The 18,168-nt window shown below is 45.0% G+C and carries 15 protein-coding genes; 6 read left to right on the top strand and 9 right to left on the bottom strand.

All coding sequences use genetic code 11. The annotated features are described in order from the left end of the window. Positions 1–89: 89 nt before the first annotated feature. Together ACLSSO_RS12250 and ACLSSO_RS12245 are read left to right on the top strand one after the other, a co-directional pair. Positions 90–1,976, top strand: coding sequence for a S8 family serine peptidase (locus ACLSSO_RS12250; RefSeq protein ID WP_413942979.1), 1,887 nt, complete (start codon positions 90–92; stop codon positions 1,974–1,976). Between the two features lie 314 nt (positions 1,977–2,290). After that, positions 2,291–3,538 carry a cyclic nucleotide-binding domain-containing protein gene (locus ACLSSO_RS12245; RefSeq protein WP_413942978.1) on the top strand — a complete coding sequence of 416 codons (1,248 nt, stop codon included), beginning with the start codon at positions 2,291–2,293 and terminating at the stop codon, positions 3,536–3,538. On the opposite strand, the gene ACLSSO_RS12240 is transcribed toward ACLSSO_RS12245, so the two are convergent. Next, positions 3,535–3,906, bottom strand: a complete 372-nt coding sequence (locus tag ACLSSO_RS12240; protein ID WP_413942977.1) for a hypothetical protein — start codon at positions 3,904–3,906, stop codon at positions 3,535–3,537. The genes ACLSSO_RS12245 and ACLSSO_RS12240 overlap by 4 nt on opposite strands. A gap of 36 nt (positions 3,907–3,942) precedes the next feature. Between ACLSSO_RS12240 and ACLSSO_RS12235 the strand changes: the two genes are divergently transcribed. Next, positions 3,943–4,350, top strand: coding sequence for a hypothetical protein (locus tag ACLSSO_RS12235; RefSeq protein ID WP_413942976.1), 408 nt, complete (start codon positions 3,943–3,945; stop codon positions 4,348–4,350). On the opposite strand, the gene mgtE is transcribed toward ACLSSO_RS12235, so the two are convergent. From mgtE to ACLSSO_RS12215, 4 genes are all read right to left on the bottom strand, one after another. Further along, positions 4,347–5,687 (bottom strand): magnesium transporter, encoded by a 1,341-nt coding sequence (gene mgtE / locus ACLSSO_RS12230; RefSeq protein ID WP_413942975.1) that lies wholly within the window; start codon positions 5,685–5,687, stop codon positions 4,347–4,349. The genes ACLSSO_RS12235 and mgtE overlap by 4 nt on opposite strands. Before the next feature lie 77 nt (positions 5,688–5,764). Next, a complete protein-coding gene (locus ACLSSO_RS12225; protein ID WP_413942974.1) occupies positions 5,765–7,642 on the bottom strand; it encodes an ABC transporter ATP-binding protein in 1,878 nt (625 codons plus the stop codon). Further along, entirely contained in the window at positions 7,635–9,419 is a 1,785-nt protein-coding gene (locus ACLSSO_RS12220; protein ID WP_413942973.1) for an ABC transporter ATP-binding protein, read from the bottom strand. The genes ACLSSO_RS12225 and ACLSSO_RS12220 overlap by 8 nt, the downstream gene beginning before the upstream one ends. After that, positions 9,416–10,006, bottom strand: a complete 591-nt coding sequence (locus tag ACLSSO_RS12215) for a 2OG-Fe(II) oxygenase (protein WP_413942972.1) — start codon at positions 10,004–10,006, stop codon at positions 9,416–9,418. The genes ACLSSO_RS12220 and ACLSSO_RS12215 overlap by 4 nt, the downstream gene beginning before the upstream one ends. A 71-nt stretch (positions 10,007–10,077) precedes the next feature. Between ACLSSO_RS12215 and ACLSSO_RS12210 the strand changes: the two genes are divergently transcribed. Continuing rightward, the gene (locus ACLSSO_RS12210; protein WP_413942971.1) at positions 10,078–11,583 is read left to right on the top strand and encodes a flavin monoamine oxidase family protein; all 1,506 of its coding nucleotides are present in this window, start codon (positions 10,078–10,080) and stop codon (positions 11,581–11,583) included. 1 nt (position 11,584) lies between these two features. Here the strand turns inward: ACLSSO_RS12210 and ACLSSO_RS12205 are convergent, their stop codons facing one another. Both ACLSSO_RS12205 and ACLSSO_RS12200 read right to left on the bottom strand, forming a co-directional pair. Next, positions 11,585–12,100: a hypothetical protein gene (locus ACLSSO_RS12205; RefSeq protein ID WP_340592277.1), complete on the bottom strand. Its 516-nt coding sequence runs from the start codon at positions 12,098–12,100 to the stop codon at positions 11,585–11,587. A gap of 2 nt (positions 12,101–12,102) precedes the next feature. Further along, positions 12,103–13,818, bottom strand: a complete 1,716-nt coding sequence (locus ACLSSO_RS12200) for a hypothetical protein (RefSeq protein ID WP_413942970.1) — start codon at positions 13,816–13,818, stop codon at positions 12,103–12,105. A 282-nt stretch (positions 13,819–14,100) separates the two neighbouring features. Here ACLSSO_RS12200 and ACLSSO_RS12195 point away from each other — a divergent pair, with 282 nt between their 5' ends. Together ACLSSO_RS12195 and ACLSSO_RS12190 are read left to right on the top strand one after the other, a co-directional pair. Then, on the top strand, positions 14,101–14,328 hold the full coding sequence (locus ACLSSO_RS12195; protein ID WP_413942969.1) for a hypothetical protein: 228 nt from the start codon (positions 14,101–14,103) through the stop codon (positions 14,326–14,328). 285 nt (positions 14,329–14,613) lie between these two features. Continuing rightward, positions 14,614–15,621 (top strand): HNH endonuclease signature motif containing protein, encoded by a 1,008-nt coding sequence (locus ACLSSO_RS12190; RefSeq protein WP_295899846.1) that lies wholly within the window; start codon positions 14,614–14,616, stop codon positions 15,619–15,621. Here ACLSSO_RS12190 and ACLSSO_RS12185 read toward each other — a convergent pair. Both ACLSSO_RS12185 and ACLSSO_RS12180 read right to left on the bottom strand, forming a co-directional pair. Beyond that, positions 15,596–17,296: a BNR-4 repeat-containing protein gene (locus ACLSSO_RS12185; RefSeq protein ID WP_413942968.1), complete on the bottom strand. Its 1,701-nt coding sequence runs from the start codon at positions 17,294–17,296 to the stop codon at positions 15,596–15,598. The genes ACLSSO_RS12190 and ACLSSO_RS12185 overlap by 26 nt on opposite strands. 8 nt (positions 17,297–17,304) lie before the next feature. Continuing rightward, positions 17,305–18,150: a hypothetical protein gene (locus ACLSSO_RS12180; RefSeq protein WP_413942967.1), complete on the bottom strand. Its 846-nt coding sequence runs from the start codon at positions 18,148–18,150 to the stop codon at positions 17,305–17,307. Positions 18,151–18,168 lie beyond the last annotated feature (18 nt).

The following is an 18,168-nucleotide window of genomic DNA, read 5'->3' as shown; positions in this document are numbered from 1 at the left end:
TTCTCAAAACGAGACATTTTTTTCACTGATTTTTCACTCAACCCCCCCGGACTTCTGGCCGAAGAGAATAGGGTTGAGAAGGAGAACCGGTGAAACCGATTCTAAGAAGTCTTTTTATTTCATGCAGTACGTTGGTTGGTGGACTCGCGATGGCGCAAGTACAACCTAAAGTCGTTCCTGGCGAGTACCTGATTAAGTTTAAGGCTTCTTCGGGAGGCGCAGCGATTGCGCAACAAAAACTCTCTGGCAAAGCCTCTTTAAAAGCCTCCTTTCCTGGGATGGGAATCATGCAGGTTTCCATGAAATCCGCAGATGAAAAAGTCAACTTTGAGGCTCTTAAAAACGATCCCGACGTCGAATATATTGAACCAAACTTCGTTTTAGAAAAAAGTGAAGTAGAGCCTAATGGCCCTGTTGAGCGTCTGACATATGAGCAGGTGGTCAACGCGAATGCGGCTTCTACAAATGCATCGGTTTACTCACAATCAAATGCAAATACCGGGGTAGCTTCAGCGTGGCCGATACTTTCTCCGTTAGCATCTTCCAGTGATAAAGTCGTTGTCGCGGTTGTTGATACCGGTCTTGATAGATATCACGATGTCTTTAAACCTGTTGCCAACGGCGGAACGGGAGCTCTTTGGATCAATCAGGCCGAAGCAAATGGCCTACCTGGAGTTGATGACGACCAAAACGGTTTTGTCGACGATGTCAATGGTTGGAACTTCATCAATAACACAAATAATTTTTTTGACGATGACGATCACGGAACACACGTTTCGGGAATTATCGTCGGCACAGGTCAAAATATTTTCGCGCGTCCTTTGCAAGAATCAAAACTCTTGATCATGCCTTTGAAATTCTTAGGCGCGAGTGGTTCCGGTTCTACGTCGAATGCGATTCGCGCGATTTATTATGCCGTTAATAACGGCGCTCGCGTGATCAACAACTCTTGGGGTGGAGCGGGCTACAGTCGTTCTCTTCACGATGCGATTATTTACGCCTACGATCACCGCGTTCTTGTGGTTTCCGCAGCAGGTAACTATTCGAATAATAATGATGTGAATCCAATGTATCCATCGAACTACGATGTACCAAGCAACTTGGCGGTGGCTTCAACATCTCGCTATGATGATCTTTCAAGTTTTTCGAATTACGGTGCAAACACCGTTAATATTGGAAGCCCTGGTGAGTATATTGAAAGTACCGTTCCTGGTAACGCGACAATGTCGATGTCGGGAACAAGTATGGCGACTCCATTTGTGGCCGGTATGGCGGGGCTTGCATTCCGTGAAGCACCATCTTTATCTGGCTATCAGATGAAGCAGCTTATTTTGCAAACAGCTCAGCAAAATGGTTACTTAAATGGCCTTGTTTCAACAAGCGCCCGCATTGATGCTCTTTATCTGATTCAATCAGCTAAGCAAATGGTGTCGACAGCTTCAGCGCAACCAAGTTACAAACCGTCTTACTTGGCGGACAGATCTCCAGCCAGTGACGCCGCTGGTGGAGGCGGTTGCGGTTTGGTGAAAGCGGTCACGAAAAACGGTCCGGGCTCAGGTGATGGTTCTGGTGGTTCACCGATTGGTATCGTTGTTGGACTTCTTTTAGTGCCACTCGCAGTATGGCAAGTGTTGCGTGTAAGAAGTGCGGCTTCAGCTGATCCAAAAGACAAACGTCGTTACGATCGCTTTAAAATGAGTTCTGAAATCCGCGTGAAAGTGGGAGACCGCGAACTCGTGGGTGCTATGAATACAATTTCCGAGGGCGGTCTTTCATTCAACACAGACCAAGCTTTGGAAAAAGGCGGTATCGTCACGATGAGAATCCAAAGCCCTGATGGCCATGAAATCATCGAGGTCACGGGACAAGTCGTCTGGTGCGAAAAGAACCAAGCTTACGGAGTCCAGTTTGCCAATGCCAAGCAGGGAACTCTTGCTATGATTCGCGATTGGACCGCAGGGCTCATCAAGACATAGTCTTTGCTAAATAAGTAATTTCTGAGGGGCTTCGATCGACGGATTTGAAGCCCCTTTGCTTTGGTGTGTCTGTCGCTTCGGTCGGCACGCCATCCGGGCTCGGTTGCCGCCGCGCCTTCGCGCGGTTCGCGCATCCATGCGCCGGCAAAGGCCTCTCTTCGGACAGACACACCAAAGCAAAGGCTCTTCAAATCTTTCGCTGAACTCCATCGATATATTTTTTTTGCAATGAATGTGGATGAGCCTTTGGTCCTGAGGCATTTTGCGTTTTTTCCAGACTTGGATTTGGTGCTTTGGGTTCCGAAGAGATTCTTATGAAGAGTAAGATTTTGATTCTTAAGATGATTTCGGTGGCTGGGGCATTTCTAGTTGGGTTTTGGATTCCGCTTCGGTTGATTGGGTATGTTTTGGATCCTTCTTTGGAGATTGTTTTTGATCTTTTGATTTCTGTGGTGGCGGGGATCAATGTTTATCTTTATTTTCAGAGGCCTGAAAAAAATGTTTCTGATTTTCGTTCTTGGTTCAACTTAGGGCTTTGTTTTGATCTTGTTTGTTTGCTTCCGCTTTCCTTGATGGCTTTTGTTTTTTTTAAGACCACTGTGAGTGGGCTTTTGATTTTTAATTTGCTTGCGGCTCGGCATGTTCGTCATGTGAAGGGGATTTTGGATAGCTTTGGGCATCTTCAGCCTATCACTTATCGACTTGTGCCTATTTTTGTGATGATGCCTTTGCTCTTGCATTTGATTGCTTGTGCTTGGATCTCTTTGGGGAGTGGGACTGCGGGGCCTGATACGGATCAAGTATATGAGTATGTGAAAGCGATTTATTGGTCGTTTACTACTCTCACTACTGTTGGTTACGGAGATATCTCTGCTAAGACTATTCCGCAGATGTTATTTACCTGTTTAGTGCAGGTGACAGGTGTTGGAGTCTTTGGGTTTATCTTGAGTAACGTGGCAAGTCTTCTGGCTCGTAAAGATGCGGCTCGTGAACATCATATGGATAACTTGGATAAAGTTGAAAACTTCATGCGTTCACATCGCATTCCGAGTGATACGAGAACACGTGTTCGTTCTTATTATCACTACATGTGGCAACATAAAAAAGGTTATCGCGATCATTCAGCTTTGGAAGATCTTCCTAAGAAAATTCAGTCGGAATTATTTTTCCACATCAATCGTCCGGTGCTAGAGCAAGTTCCTTTTCTGAAAGGAGCCTCACATGAACTCGTTGAGGACTTGATGCACGAACTGGAATCCCGCGTTTGCATTCCAGGGGAAAAAATCTTTAAAACCGGAGATTCCGGCGACGCCATGTATTTCATTTACAAAGGCGGAGTGGAAATCATCTCGGATCAAGATGCAGTGATCGCAAAATTAGTCGAAGGAAGTTTCTTCGGAGAAATGGCTCTGCTCTTTGACGGCAAAAGAAACGCCACAGCCAGTGCCACTCAATTCTGCGATTTGTACGTTCTAAAAAAAGATTCTTTCGAACACGTTTGTGCGAAGTACCCAGAATTCCTGGAACACATCCACAACGTCATTCAAACAAGGGCTTCTTAAAGAAGCTGACAACTGCCTGAAAGCTCCTTCATCACCGGAGGAGCCGCAGGATTGATGAGCTTACTTTTATAAGTATTCCCCTGAGGCGGATAAACCATCATGTGAATCTCGTTATTGGGATCATCTTTTGAAAGAATCAAACGAAGCATCTCACCACTCTGCGGATTCTCATTCGAAACAGGCATCTCCCGAGCCGGAGTATAAAACATAGCAACAGTAGCAATCTCAGCCGGAACACCCTTATCATCAACAGCCAAAGTCACAGTCCCAAGCGGACTCCCAGAAAACCCATACTCACACTTAAGCTGCCCCGCAAACACAAAAAGGGGAGAACAAACCAAAGCAAAAGAAAAAATAAATGCTTTCATACAACGTCCATTCCGCAAAATAAGTTTGATCAAAAGATGAAGCCTACACCAAAAAGCATAGAACCAACTCTCAAACCAACGCAAATTAAAAAAACGGCGCAAGCCTTCTGCGTTCACGAACAGAACAAACAAAATTCAACAAGGACAACGAAAAAACACAACGGCCAAAAAGAGAACCGTTCCTGCATTTCATTCTTAAAGACTCAATGGAAATTAACTCAACAACTGCGCAATAGCAGTACGCAGTTATTCATTAGGAAGTTCAGCAAATTTGAAGTGGGATGGAGTTTGGGAATGGCTGTCCGAAGAGAGGTCTTCGTCGGCGCCACGACGGCGCGAACCACTGCGCAGCAGTGGCGACGACCGAGCCCGGAAGGCGTGCCGACCGAAGCGACAGCCATTCCCAAACTCCATCCCACTTCAAACCCCGCTCGAAGCGCCTAAAGAAGAACCCCGTGCAAAATCATACTAGCAACAGTGAAGTAAATAACCAGCCCCGTGACGTCAACAAGAGTAGCAACAGCAGGAGCAGAAGCAGAAGCGGGGTCGAAGCCTATTTTTTTAAGGACAAACGGCAACATCGACCCAGAAATAGTTCCCCAAAGAACAACCCCAATAACACTCACGCATACAGTAGCCGCAACAAGCATATAGTGACTTGTGTAAAGCGCTTCACGATTCGGCCAAAGCATAATACGAGTAAAACCAATCACACCAAGCAAAGCCCCTAAGCAAAGTCCCGTCACAAGTTCGCGTCCTAAAACACGCCACCAGTCACGCAAACGCACTTCGCGCAAAGCAATCGCACGAATAATCAAAGTCGAAGCTTGTGAACCCGAATTACCACCGGAACTAATAATCAACGGAATGAACATCGAAAGAACAACGGCTTTAGACAATTCATCTTCAAAAAACGCCATCGCTGTGGCCGTGAACATTTCCCCCAGGAAAAGGATCATCAGCCAGCCGCCGCGTTTTTTTAACATCTCAAACATCGAGATCTTCAAATATGGAGCATCCAAAGTTTCAACGGCACCGATCTTATGGATATCTTCTGTCGCTTCTTCTTGAATTGCTGTCGCCACGTCATCGAACGTCACGATACCTTTCATCACACCATGTTCATCAACAACGGGAACCGCCATCAAATCTTGTTGTGAGAAGATACGACCGATTTGTTCCTGGTCCATTTCTGGTGGAACTTTGAGAATATCGGTATGCATGATCTCGGAAATCTTTTTTCCAGGAGTTGCAGAGAATAATTCGCGAAAAGAAACCACACCCAAAAGTTTTTGATCAGAATCCAAAACGTAAGCGTAGTAAATCGTTTCAACGTGAGTTTTTGCCTGAATGCGGATGTAGCTGATTGCTTCGTCGACTGTCATGTCAGGACGCAAACGTACGAAGCGGGAGCTCATCAAACCCCCGGCGGCATCTTCGGCATAAGCTAGGAGCGCTATGACTTCACGTTTTGTTTGTGGATCAAGAAGAGACAACAGGTCCTCTTTTTGGTCCAGTCCCATTTCTTGAATCAAATCGGCCACGTCATCGGGAGCGAGCAGGCGGATCCACGAGCGCTTTTCCAAATGCGAAGCTTCGGCAATGAGTTCGGCCTGGTCATGAGTCTTGAGGCTTAAAAAGAGTTCTTCGGCCTCGGTGCGGGGCAATTCTTTGAATTTCTCACGACGTTCATCGGGAGTCAGCGCAGACCAAGTGTCCGAAAGATTCATGACGGAGTCTTGGTCTTGTGATTCTTCAAGGGTTTGGTTGTTGTTTTCCATCACCGCTCCGCTCTAGCTGAAAATAAATAATGCTCCGATGAAATACTCCTTTTCATCGGCAGCCGCAAACTTATTTTTTAGACCAGTTCTGTATTTTTAAAGCGGGGAAGGACCTCATGGGTCGGTCCCAAGGCGACAATCTCTCCGTTTTGCAACCACAAGATGCGATCGCACTTCGCTAGAGTAGAAAGTCGATGAGCAATAATGATCTGCGTTCGATCGGAAAAGAACTCCTCGGTCGCTTTAACCATGATTTCTTCAGATTGAGGGTCCACGGAACTTGTGGCTTCATCCATGATCACAATCGGAGCTTCCTGCAAAAGGCAACGGGCCATGCACAGAAGCTGTCTTTCACCCAAAGACAAGTTCTTGCCGCGCTCTTCGATTTTCATCAAAAGTCCGCCCGGTTGAGCTAAGACCCAAGAACGAAGACCCACTTGGTCCAAGACCTCCAAAAGGCGTTCGTCGGGAAGATTGTCTTTGATGTCCAAGTTAAAACGCAAAGTTCCCTGGAACAGGATCGGTTCCTGCGCAATAAAGGCCATGGATTGGCGATATAAATTCAGATCCACACCTTGGGCCGCTTCGGAAAGTTTCGGAGCGTGAGTGTTGATAGAAATGTTTCCTTTATCAATCGGGTACAAATAAAACAAAGCCTGAATAAGACTCGATTTTCCCGAACCTGTTCGGCCCACAATTCCTAAGCGTTCTCCGGCCTTGACCTCGAAATTAACACCTTTAAGAACCCAAGGAAGGTCTTCGCGGTAACGAAACCAAACATCATTCACTTGCACCGAGGCACTGCGATCTTCCGTGAGGCGGCGATGAAGCAGATACTTTTCCACGGAGTCAGAGTAAACCGGATGTCCCGTTGCAAACTGAGCGTAAGAAGGCAAATGGCTGCCTTTTTCAATATCCATACGCATGTATTGGTCTAAACGTTCAACCCCAATCATCGCCTCTTCAAATTGCGTGAGCCACTCAAAGAACATCTGAACTGTATTTCCTGAAAGCGCGATAAAACTAAACGCCACGCCGACAGAGCCCACGGTTGCCCAGCCTTTTTCCACCATAAAGTAGGCGGAAACACCGGTGATAAGTAACAACAATGCCGTTAAGCTGTTCATCTGAAAAGAAAAACTAATCAGACTTTTTGTGGTGTTCATTTTTTGAGTTAGAAAATAACGATCCAGTCGTTCAAAGCGCTCACCAAAAGATTTTTGACGGCGGAAGGAGCGAATCGTGCTTGCGCCTTGAGTTGTTTCTGCAAAATGCGCAATGCTTGGCGAACGGCTCGCTGAAAGTTCACGACGGGAGGTGCGCAGTTTTTCCTGGTTGAGTTTATATATCAAGAAGTTCATAACCGCGATGAACACAACGAATATCAGATAAATCGGATTCGCCACTGAAATCAAAATCACCATCATCACAAGTTCAAAGATGATCGTGATGAATTCGGCTAAAGGCCCACCAAAAAGACGGAAGATGTTTCCATAGTCACTTGAAAAACGTGTGATGATTCTTCCTGCCGGAGTGTTGTCAAAAAAACTCATCGGCAGACGGGAGGTACGCAACGTCACTTCATCATAGACCGTAGAAATCGCCCGGGCCGACAAACGCGAAAAGTTCGTACGGAAAGTCACCGTGAGAATGAACCCACCGAAAGCCATACTTCCTAACAGAGTAATAATTCCTTTTTGGCTAAGACCAGAAAGTGGAGTGGATTTTCCAACGAGTTCATCAACCCAATAACCAATCACATTGGCATTGGCTAAAAGCAGACCGCGTCCCACGATTCCTAAAACCAGAAAGAAAATAATTCTTCCCGCAAAAGGTTTGTAAGCAAGGGCCAAAGTTTCAAAGATGGTTTTGCTATAGCCACCTTCTTTACGGATTTCTCCGTCAGAAAGATATTTAGGTTTTACGACGGGCTTCGCCATTTGTTTTTTAGACATGAGAAGCCTCCTGTTTTTTCTCGGCAGCTTCTTTAGCCACACTTGTCGTGTACTCGCGGAACTTTTGATTGCGACCTAAAAGTTCTTCGAAGGTCCCTTGGTCTAAAATCTTTCCGTCTTCCATAAATAGAATACGGTCGACGCGATGAAGGGCGCTAAGACGGTGTGTGACCAAAATTCTGGTGCGCTCACTCCAAGCTCCCAGCAATAGCTGTTCAAAAAGTTTGTGTTCGGTATCGACGTCAACAGCACTTAAGCAATCATCCAAGAGCATGATCGGAGCCTGATGGAAATGCACCCGCGCTAAACCGACACGCTGACGTTGTCCTCCAGAAAGATTCACGCCACGTTCACCGATCTCAGTGCTCAAACCTTTTTCAACACGTTCCGTAGTTAAATCAAATTGCGCGAGCCTTAATGATTCTTCCACCATCGGATCACGTTCTGGCTCAATATCATAAAGGAAGGCCACGTTTTCACGCAGACTTGCGCTCATGATAAAACCCTCTTGAGGAACGTAAGCAAACTGCCCACGCACTTCATCCAAAGGGACCTCTAACGCATTTTTATTTCCTAAATGATATGAATCAAAGCGGGCCCCGGTCTCACGCAAAAGTGAAAGAAGCAGCATGGATTTTCCAGCACCGACTTCACCCACCACGGCGACAAATTCGCCATGGGCAATGTTGAAATTAAGATTGTTCAAAATGTGTCTTTGGCCGATCACAAGATTCAAACCATGCACTTGCAGGGCATACTTTTGATCGCGCACTTGCTCTTTTGTGATGCGTTCAGGGCTGTCTGCTGTTTGATTGTTCTTTGTACTAAAGAAATCTTCCAAACGCTTTAACGACGTCCAGGAATCAAACGCAAAAGTGAAAAACCAAGGCATCTGTCTAAACGGACGAGTCAAAAATACACCGACAATCCATAGAAGCGCCAAAAGTTCGCCGCTGGTGAGTTGATGTTTCGAGTGCAGAACCAAAGTTCCCAAAGCAATCACATTCAAAATAAAAGTAATAGAAGAAGAAACGGCATTCATAATTTGGCCGTTTGTCACCATCGTGATGCGGTTTTGCGTCTCGACGATACGTTTGGCAAAAATATTTTTTTCGAAATGACGAGTCCATCCCAAAATACGGATGGTGCGGATGTTTTGCACCCATTCGTTCACAAGACCAATACGCTCAGCCGCCAATTGCTTAAAAAGAAAAAAGAACTTCGATTGGCGAAAGGCCATGAACGAATTAAAAAGCGTGATAACGAACATCAAGATCAGCGTCGGCCATAGAGGAATATCAAACAAAACGGAAATCGCAAAAGGGGCTAACAACAGTGGAAAAAGAGTTGAGCATCCCGCGGGCAGGGTTTGATCCAAAAACACCGTCGCACCTTGCACGTCTGTTGCGTAAAGAGAAACAATTTCTCCCACAGGTTTGCCACTCATGGTATCGACACGCAGATGCAAAGTTTTTTCGTACAGTCTTTGTGCAAAAACTTTTTGCATGTAAAGCGATTCACGCACGCTCAAGTAATTTGTCAGCTGTGAAAAGGCTTGCGCCAAAAGCACGCATAAAAAGGCACCAATGATGTACGTCAACGGATTGTCGAAACGAATTAGATGCAAAGTTCCTTGAACACCTGTCAGTTGATCAATGAATTCTTTTTGAAAAAAGGGACCCAAGAGACCTAAAAGAGCCGCCATTAAAGACGATAGCAGAACGAACACGCGGGCGTGAAAACGAGTGAAAACAACTTCTGAGAATAGCGACTTCATGATGCATCGTTCCTAAACCAGCCCGTGATACTTAAGCGTGGTTGAAAGCTCTTCTCGACTTGATGAGGGAAGAGGTCGCTGCGAAACAAAACAAAAGTGCCAAGCTGAGGCTCAATCTGAGTGATCAGAGTGTCTTCGTGATCAGGCTGATAGAGACTTAATTCGCCACCATGTCCCTTTTGCCAGCTTTCATTGAGGTAAAGGATGAAAGTAATCTTTCGAGCTCCGGAACCTCGATGATTATCAATATGCTTATCATAACCTGCCCCCGGTGGGTATAGGGCAAAGTGTGTTTCAAATCTTTTAAGTCCTAAGTAAAAAGACTGATTGAGATGTTCTAAAAGAGTTTGCAGATGTGAGAGAAAGTTCTGCTGCAGAGGTGAGGCGGTATTTTCGTCGATCCACAAAGTGAAGTCGCCGCGAATTTCTGAATGTGTTGTTTTTGTGGCTCCGCGTCCGATCGAGGCTTTGTTAAATTCCCCTTGGTCGTGAAGCCTTTGACACTCTTGGGCGAGCTTCCTGCAGAACTCTCGTGGAAAGAGTTGCGTTGAGCTCGACCAGTTTTTAGTGGCCAGCTCATCGAACATTCTTTCGAGCTCTATGAGATTGATTTGATTCTGTTCCAAAGTGTTGCCATTCTATGGGACGAGAGGGATTGATGGCAAAAAGTTCTTTGAATCGCCGCGAGTTTTTAAAGATTTCAGCATTGGGTACGTCGGCTATGGCGCTTAGCAGTTGCACAAGCCTCGACCGTTTCTTTATGGGCGACTCCCGAAACCTCAAAAATGAAGTCGTCATCCTCGGCGGGGGAGCCGCAGGTCTAGCCGCTGCCTTTGAACTTAAAAAACGCAAAATTCCTTTCCGCATATTTGAGGCGTCCTCGCGAGTCGGCGGCCGTGTGCAATCCGTCACGGTCTTTCCTGAAGGAGGACCCGTCGCGGAACTGGGAGCCGAGTTTTTTGAAACCTCACACTCCCAAGTTTTTCTTTTAGCACAAGAACTAAATTTACCCGTGCGCGAACTCAAAACGCCCACGGATCTCGAAGCGCATCTTTTTTCTTTCGAGGGAAAAACCTATCGCGTGAAAGATGTCGTACCGCGCTTAAAGACATTGCAAAACGTCTATCGTCGTATTCGCAGTGACTTGTTCCGCGATCAAGATGTCATTCTTAGCTACAAAAACTCTTTGCAGTTTGAGCGCTCTGTTTATTACGACACCTTGTCTTTAAAAGATCTTTTGGATTCGTGGAAAAGTGAAGTCGATCCCTTGGTTTTGCAAATCATCGAGACTCAAGCGGTGAGCCGTTTCGGAGTGGATGCCAAAGATCAATCCGCGTTGCATTTCCTTTCAACCATTGATGCAGAAGGAAGTTCTCTTCTTTCGGGGCGCTCAACATATCGCTTGGAAGGCGGTCTTTCAGAACTCACACAAACTTTGGCAGCTCGTGTGGCCGGAGTGATTCCCGATCAGATCTTGCGCTTGAATTTCCCGTTGGTGGAAATCGAAGAAAATGGTGGTGTCTTTGAACTGACCTTCGCAGGACCGAATGGCAAAGAAAAGTTCAACACCCGCAACGTGATTTGCACGTTGCCATTCTCAAAATTGCGAGAGGTCAAAGGCTTAAGTGAATTGAAATTTTCGTCACTCAAACAAGAAGCCATTCGCACCCAAGCTTACGCTACTCACAGCAAAGGTGTGATGAGCTTCGCGACACCATTCTGGCGCACTCGTCGCGGTTCGACGGTGGCCAATCTTGGAAACTTCACCGGAGATTTTGTCTCTCAAAAAATTTGGGATTCAGGACGAGCTCAAAACGGAGCTCAAGGTCTTTTAACTTTTCAAAGAGGCGGCTCTTCAGGTGCAAAGGCGGGGGCGGCAGCTCCCGAAGAAGCGTTGAAAGACTTAGAACTTTTCTATAACGATGTTCCTTCGCTGGAGGGCGACTCTTCACAAGCGGTGAATTGGCTTCAAAGAAAATGGGCTTTAGGTTCTATGGCTGTGTTCAAACCAGGTCAGTACATGCGCTACAAAGGCGCTGCCGCAGAAGCAGAGTACGAAGGTCGATTTGTTTTTGCCGGGGAGCACACAAGTTTAAGATTTGCGGGAACTTTGCAGGGAGCTTTGGAGAGCGGCATAAAGGCCGCCTCCGAAATCGTGATCTAAATTACTTTACAAGATTAACTTGCAACGTCGCTGTTTCGCCTTGAGCAGAAACAAAACCATCAACATCAGTTTTGTTGATCGCATTGATCAAAGAACTCATGTGATTGTTTGTAAGGCTCATACCTTGAGGCACGCTGCCATCGGCGTTCACCCAGCTATAATTCGGCTGCGGAGACACCACAAAAACGATGATGTTGTAAGAAGGACGGAAACCCTCTTTTTCAACTTGCACTGAAGGCAATGTCATCGCGTCTTCAGAAATGTAAACCGTGCGTGACTCTTTCACCTGAGAAATAGAAATCTGCGAAGAGTCTGTTGAAATGAATGGGCGAGAACCCACAGCATAAAGAACTGTCAGGTACTGACCGCGCATATTGCCCAAACGATTCACTTGCAAAGAAGGAATCGTTTCAAAGCGAGCTGCTTCTGCATTTCTTTGAGAAACGGAACCACTCATAAGACCTAAACCAATGATCAATGTGAGTGCGTTAATGATGATGAGTTTTAGAGATCTCATTTTTACTTCGCTCCTGTTTTTGCGTAATCCAAGTACATCACTAAGTGACCGTTTGGATCCATCGCGACGCGATTGATATCAAGTTTAATTCCTAAAATCTCAGGAGGCAGAGGCAGACTTCCAGGAATAACCTCGTCTGATTTCGCCCATCCCGCGCTCTTCTTGCGCAACTCATCTTTCACACCTTCGCGGACTTTACCTTTGAAAAAGGAGCCGGCAAAAGAGATGTACTTGTCATCCAAATACATGCTGTCTGTGTCGATAGAGACCAGCGCAAGCTGCATGCCGCTCTTATCGCTCAATTGGCGAAGTTTTGCAATAATATCGAAGTCGACCACGATGACGTCTTTCAAGAACATGGAACCGGGTCTGTTTTCGACGGATACGCGCATTTTAACGAAGGTTTCCGTAGGTTTTAAAACAGCACCCGCTGGAGTTTTTACATAGTCAATGAGCGGTGGTGCTTTCAGTTTCAAAACGGAACCGTCGGATTGCTTGATTTGCTCGAAATTCCTGCGTTCATAGCTGAGCTGCAAGATACGATTGATCAACGCACGATCCAGGCTCAAACCGATGTCGAAGTTCTCCTGGGGAACAAGTCCCATAGTCACGGGACCGCGAGATCCATGGGACTTCACAGGATTGCTTTGGCCGTTCACAGGATCTTCAACGTAAGCTGTCAGCGCGATATTCAAAGACTTCTTCAAATTGATGTTTTGAAGCTTAAGACCCCATTTAAAATCAGGGCGTCTGTCGTTTTCTTCTTTACCCGGAGGAGCCATGTCTTGAACTTGCTCTAAAGAACCGCCCAAAAATTCTTTGGCTTTTTCATTGAGCATTTGTGGCAATTGTTTGCGAGCAAACTCTCCTAAGTTTTTGCGAATCTGTTCTAAAATCACAGGCGCTTGAGCATTGAAAAGCTTATCGACCTCTTTGTTATTCAAGTAGAATTTTTTGCCGTTAATTTCTACGGCAAATGTCGGAACGATGAGTTTTCCGTACTTAAGTGACATCGAAACTTGATCAAGATTGTTGTCAATCTCAAGAGCTTCAAAATCAAGACCGCCGTAAGCGTTCATACGGATATAAAATGGCAAACGAAGTTTCAACGGAGTTCTTTGGTCTCCCGCTGCAAGTGTGACATTTTCAAAACCGGCTTTTCCTAAGAATTCATTATTCAAATCCCACGCAACAACAGAGCTTGTTGAAACCGTGAGTTGTTTCACTTCAAGTTCGATAGCCAAGACCGCGCCATCCACTTTTCCAAGAGCGCGCATTAAATTTTCATCTGTCACCAAACCAAAACGGGAAAACTGCGCCACGTATCCAGATTCACCGATCTCAATCGTCGGGCGGTGATTGTTCATTGAGAAGCCGACCAACCATTGAGTCAGCAAGTCGCGAACTTGTTTGTACATTTTAACGGCTTCAGGATTGGAATTGATAAAGTCATCAGGATTGATGTCTTTTTCAAATGTGTATTTCATCGCAGGGAAATAACCCTCATCCAGCTTCACTCCCAAGTTTCCAAGGATGTCACTCAGACGGGTATCAAAGTATTTCATCCCGCGAGACGTGACCTGAACTTGAACCGCATTACCTAATAAATGCTTGTTCGCAATCTGTGGGTTGCTGTCAGAAGCAGCGTGCGCCGTCAATCCTTGCAGGGACAGTAACAGGGGCATCAACAATTTAGATGTGTGAAACCGACGTACCATTTAATAAACCTCATCTTTTTGGGGGCTATTGTCCGCTCGGGATCGTTGCAAGCCGGATTCCAGAAATATAAGGCCTTATGGCGATTGTAGTGCAGCTCAGGGATTTGACGACTGTCTAAGATTGAGACAGGGGACCAAAATGGCGGTTTGTGGGGAGGTGGGCTTATGTTTTGGAAGTGAGTTTTTAACAGCTGCTTGTTGTAGCGCGAAGTCTGACCATCCGTGAGTGGCCTTCCTGACGAGCATCGTGCTCGTCAGGGGATGTAAAAGGGAGGTTTTTTTGTGGAAGAAAAGATAAAAGAAAGAAGAAATAAAAAACAGTTCTCCCATTTACCTTCCTTTCCCGCTCAGGAAGAACGCAAAACAGCCTCTGCTGTATCCACCACCGCATCGGTTCTTCACTGTGTCATTGCTTTTTCAAAGGTCTATCCACCAACAAGTTTCATTACGTTTGTCTTATTTTGCCCCGTGGGCTCAGAGCAAGTTTTCAAATTTACTTTGAGGCCTTAGGCGAACATTTCCCGTTATGCAAAATGAATTATCGGAGTAACGACAAGACAAAAAATAATAAAAAACAAAATCAAAAAAACATTTGACGAGTTTTCTGAAGGTCTAAAACGCGTTCAGTTAAACGAACTCAATAACAGATTTTATTTTTTCATAATAGATTCCGATCGCCTTCTATAGGAGCGATAAATTCCATCTGCGAATGAATTAAAAGTACCACTCTGGCATATAAAATTACGTTCAAAAAAACCATGCTATAAGTTTCCTATGAATTTTATGGAGGAATTTATGCAAGTATTGAAGAGACTTTCTAATCAAGAACTTGAAACAAATCTAAAAGATCTTATCCAAAAAGAGCGTAAGCTTCTTCATGTAATTCTTGAGCATATTAAAGAAATTGATTCGAGAAGGCTGTATTTGGAAAGAGCTTATTCCTCATTGTATGAATATTTGATCAAAGAATTTGGTTACTCTGGATCAGCCGCCATGAGAAGAATTGCAAGACTTTTAAAGGAAGTTCCTGCTATGGCTCAAAAGATTCAAGAAGGTTCTTTGAACCTTTCTCAAATCGGTGAACTTTCCCGTTCCATTAAAGAAAAAGAGAAAACGACCGGCCAAAAGGTATCATCATTTCAAAAGCGTGAACTTGTCGCAAAGATTGAAAATAAAACGACACCGGACACTCAAAAAGAATTAGCTTTAGCTTTGGATTTACCAGTTAAAGAATTTGAAAAACAGAAAATGCATCAGGATGAGTCCTTAAGATTGGAAATCACTTTAAGCAAAGAACAATATCAAAAGCTTCTTCAGTGCAAAGACTTGGCGGCGCATTTGTTGGAACAAAACCATAAGGATTCCTCTTGGGCTTCTTTATTCGAGTTGCTGGCGGATCAATATTTGCAAAAGACTTTCAGAAAAAGCCACACAGAGAATTCAAAAGTAGAAACATCGAAAGAAGATACGGCAACGGACGTAAACTCACACGACAATGCAGCTCAGACCAATTCTGCAACGCTTAGCAGAACCGATGCGGTGGTGAATGATTGGAATAAAACGTTAACTCCGAAAACCCGTAAGCTTATTCTTAAGCGTGATACCTGCTGTCAGTATCGCGATCCTCAAACTGGAAAGATTTGTCGAAGCACTTATGGCCTGCAGATCGATCATAAAACTTCGCGTTGGATTGGTGGCAGTCATGAAGCTCGAAATTTGCAAGTTCTTTGCGGAAAGCACAATAGATACAAATATTCCAAAGAAGCGGGATTAGTAATCAGTGTGCGAAATCTTCGTCGTTAACAAGGAACCAGGATTTGCCGTTGTCTTCGGATTTTAAAAGGGCAGAGTTCAACATCGGTGAAGTATTGATCATCTCTTCTGTTGGCGTCTTGAAGAAATAAGGCGCGTACGGTCTCATCTGCGCGTATTCCAAATACAGATTGTCTTTTCTATCGATGGTCATCACTTGGTAATAATGTGTGTATTCTGGAGCATTCGGATAGACCAAAATTTGTGGATAATTCCAACGACAAGTTTTTGAAACGTTTTTTTGATCAGAGAAACCACAGTCCGCTTTTTGATAGGCGAGAGCGCCGAAGTATTCCGCATTGAAAACCGATTTGTCTGACGCCCACAAACGGTAGGCAAGATGCAATTGATCTTTGCTGTCGATCACCAAAGACACATAGGTCTGACTGCCGCCGGGCACTTCAGGAATATTGAAATTGGCGGAATATCCGCTATTTGTTGTGTTCGTAAATTGCGGAGCACTCCAAGAATCGATTGAATCAGGTTTTAACGAAAACGCATGAGTAAAATGCGCCCCATGCGCTCCGCCTATGACATGCAGAATACCTTTACTTGTGCGAACAATGCCGGGCTGATTATGACTGTCATTCAAAGGCCACGTTTTAAGAACTTCTGTTTTCTTAAGAAGCTTTGTTTTTATGTCGTACTCGGCCACCCAAATTCCTGAATAAGGATTTCCTTTTTTGTCCGGAACTGTATTCACTGGTCGACCATTCTTATTTTTCTCAAGCTTATGATCCAAAGTTGCTTCAAGCCATGTCACAAAATATTTGTCACCAGAGCGCAGGACCTTAACGGCACTCCCGCTGCGATAGCCGATGGGTTGTGCAGTAGTGCTGATCTCAACAGGTGCATCGACAACAAGCTCGCCTTTGTCATTAAATGAAGTCGTCTGTAAAGTCAGACGTCCGACAGTGCCTTGCCAATATTCAAAACCTGTTTCGTAACCGGGAGCTTTTCCTTGTTTTTGATAATACAAAAATGCTGGGGTTGAAGGTAATGGGTTCGGAGAGTAGGATCTTTCCAGGTCGTACCACTCCGGAAGATTGGCATCACTCAACAAGATTTTACTCTGCCACGAAATACCGTGGTCTTTTGAATACATCAAAACATAATGCTTCAGCGAAGGATTCTCTGTTCTAATACGTACGACGGTGTACAAGACGTCGTTCTTATCAAAGACGGCCATCTTCGGATCCCACAAAATGTCTTGTTTGTTAAAGTTAGCCAGTTGCTCAAGGGACGTTTGAGGAAAACTTTTTTGTAAAGCGGAGAGATCTAGAGGCAGGTCTCGCCAAAAACCTAATTCATACTTTTTAAATCCATTCATGAGTGCCGTCGTTTGACCGCGATCGTGTTTTCTTAAGTAGGGCCTGTTTTGATTATCAAAAGCAGGAATGTAAATCGGGTACGACGGATTCCAATTAAAGGCTTTTCGCTCGTGAAAAGTTTCAAGATAGTTTGCGACTTCCGCAGAAGAATTAAAAAGATTTAAACCCGTGCTTGGAAAAGGAAGAAGTTTCAAAGGTGTGTAAGTTCTGTTTGCTAAAGAGGACTCAAGAGAAGAAAGAGAAAGACTCCCGCCGGGAGTCGATCTTGAAAGAGAAAGCTTTACGGAAGTAACCACGGCCGTAAGAGCAATGGCCAGTCCTAAAAGTTTCTTCATGTTTTATCCTAAAAATTAAATCCGTATCCTGCGCGAAGGATGATTTGATTCGCAGAGGATGTGTTATTGTCCGGGAACATCGCATAGTCGAGTTGCACAGGAATAAAATTGTTACCTTTCAAACGGTAATCTAAACCCAAAGAACCGACGATTGTTTGATTCGTGCTGACTTTGCTTGTATCCAAAACGTTACTGGATTTGCCAATGGCAAAAAGAAATCCTAAACCGGCGCCAGCCCACACATCCATACTTTGTGAGCGAATGAAAGAATAGCGCACCAATGCTTCGAGACCCAAGTAGCTAAGTTCCACTTTACAATCGGAACTTCCAGAGCAAGAAGCCGCCGCAGAAGAACCGGAGGCTTGCAATGTTTCATAGCCACCAAGAATACGAGCGCTAAAGCCACCATCAAGGTGCAGTTGATAAAAACCAGATACGTTAAAGCTGCTTCCTGAAAGGGAGATTGAAGAAGCACCACTGGGTTTTACGGTCATCTTATTCATGGCATAACCCGCAGTGAGACCCCAAGCGGATTTGGATTTCGACACTGATTTTGTAGGCGCCGTCGAAGACTTGGCCGCAGAACCGCCAGGAGTGTACCTCTCGACATTAAAATCTTTTTGCATGCGGCCTTTTAAAATCAGGGCCACCGCTTTACCGTCTTTAACTTGTTTGATTTCAAGAAGAGCGCGAGGTTTGCCGTCGGGGCTGCGCGCTCCGAGTTTGTCGCCGACCTTAAGGTCTTCGCCTTCTAAGTCAATAAGGGCCCGATCGTTTTTAACGACCAGGGTTTTGAAGGCATATGCCGGTGAAACCAAAGATGTAAGCAACAATGTTGTAATCAAGATCTTCATAAGAGGATTATCGACATA

The organism is Bdellovibrio sp. HCB-162 (genome assembly GCF_047344985.1).
Classification (GTDB): domain Bacteria; phylum Bdellovibrionota; class Bdellovibrionia; order Bdellovibrionales; family Bdellovibrionaceae; genus Bdellovibrio.
This window is presented reverse-complemented; position numbering and strand designations above follow the sequence as displayed.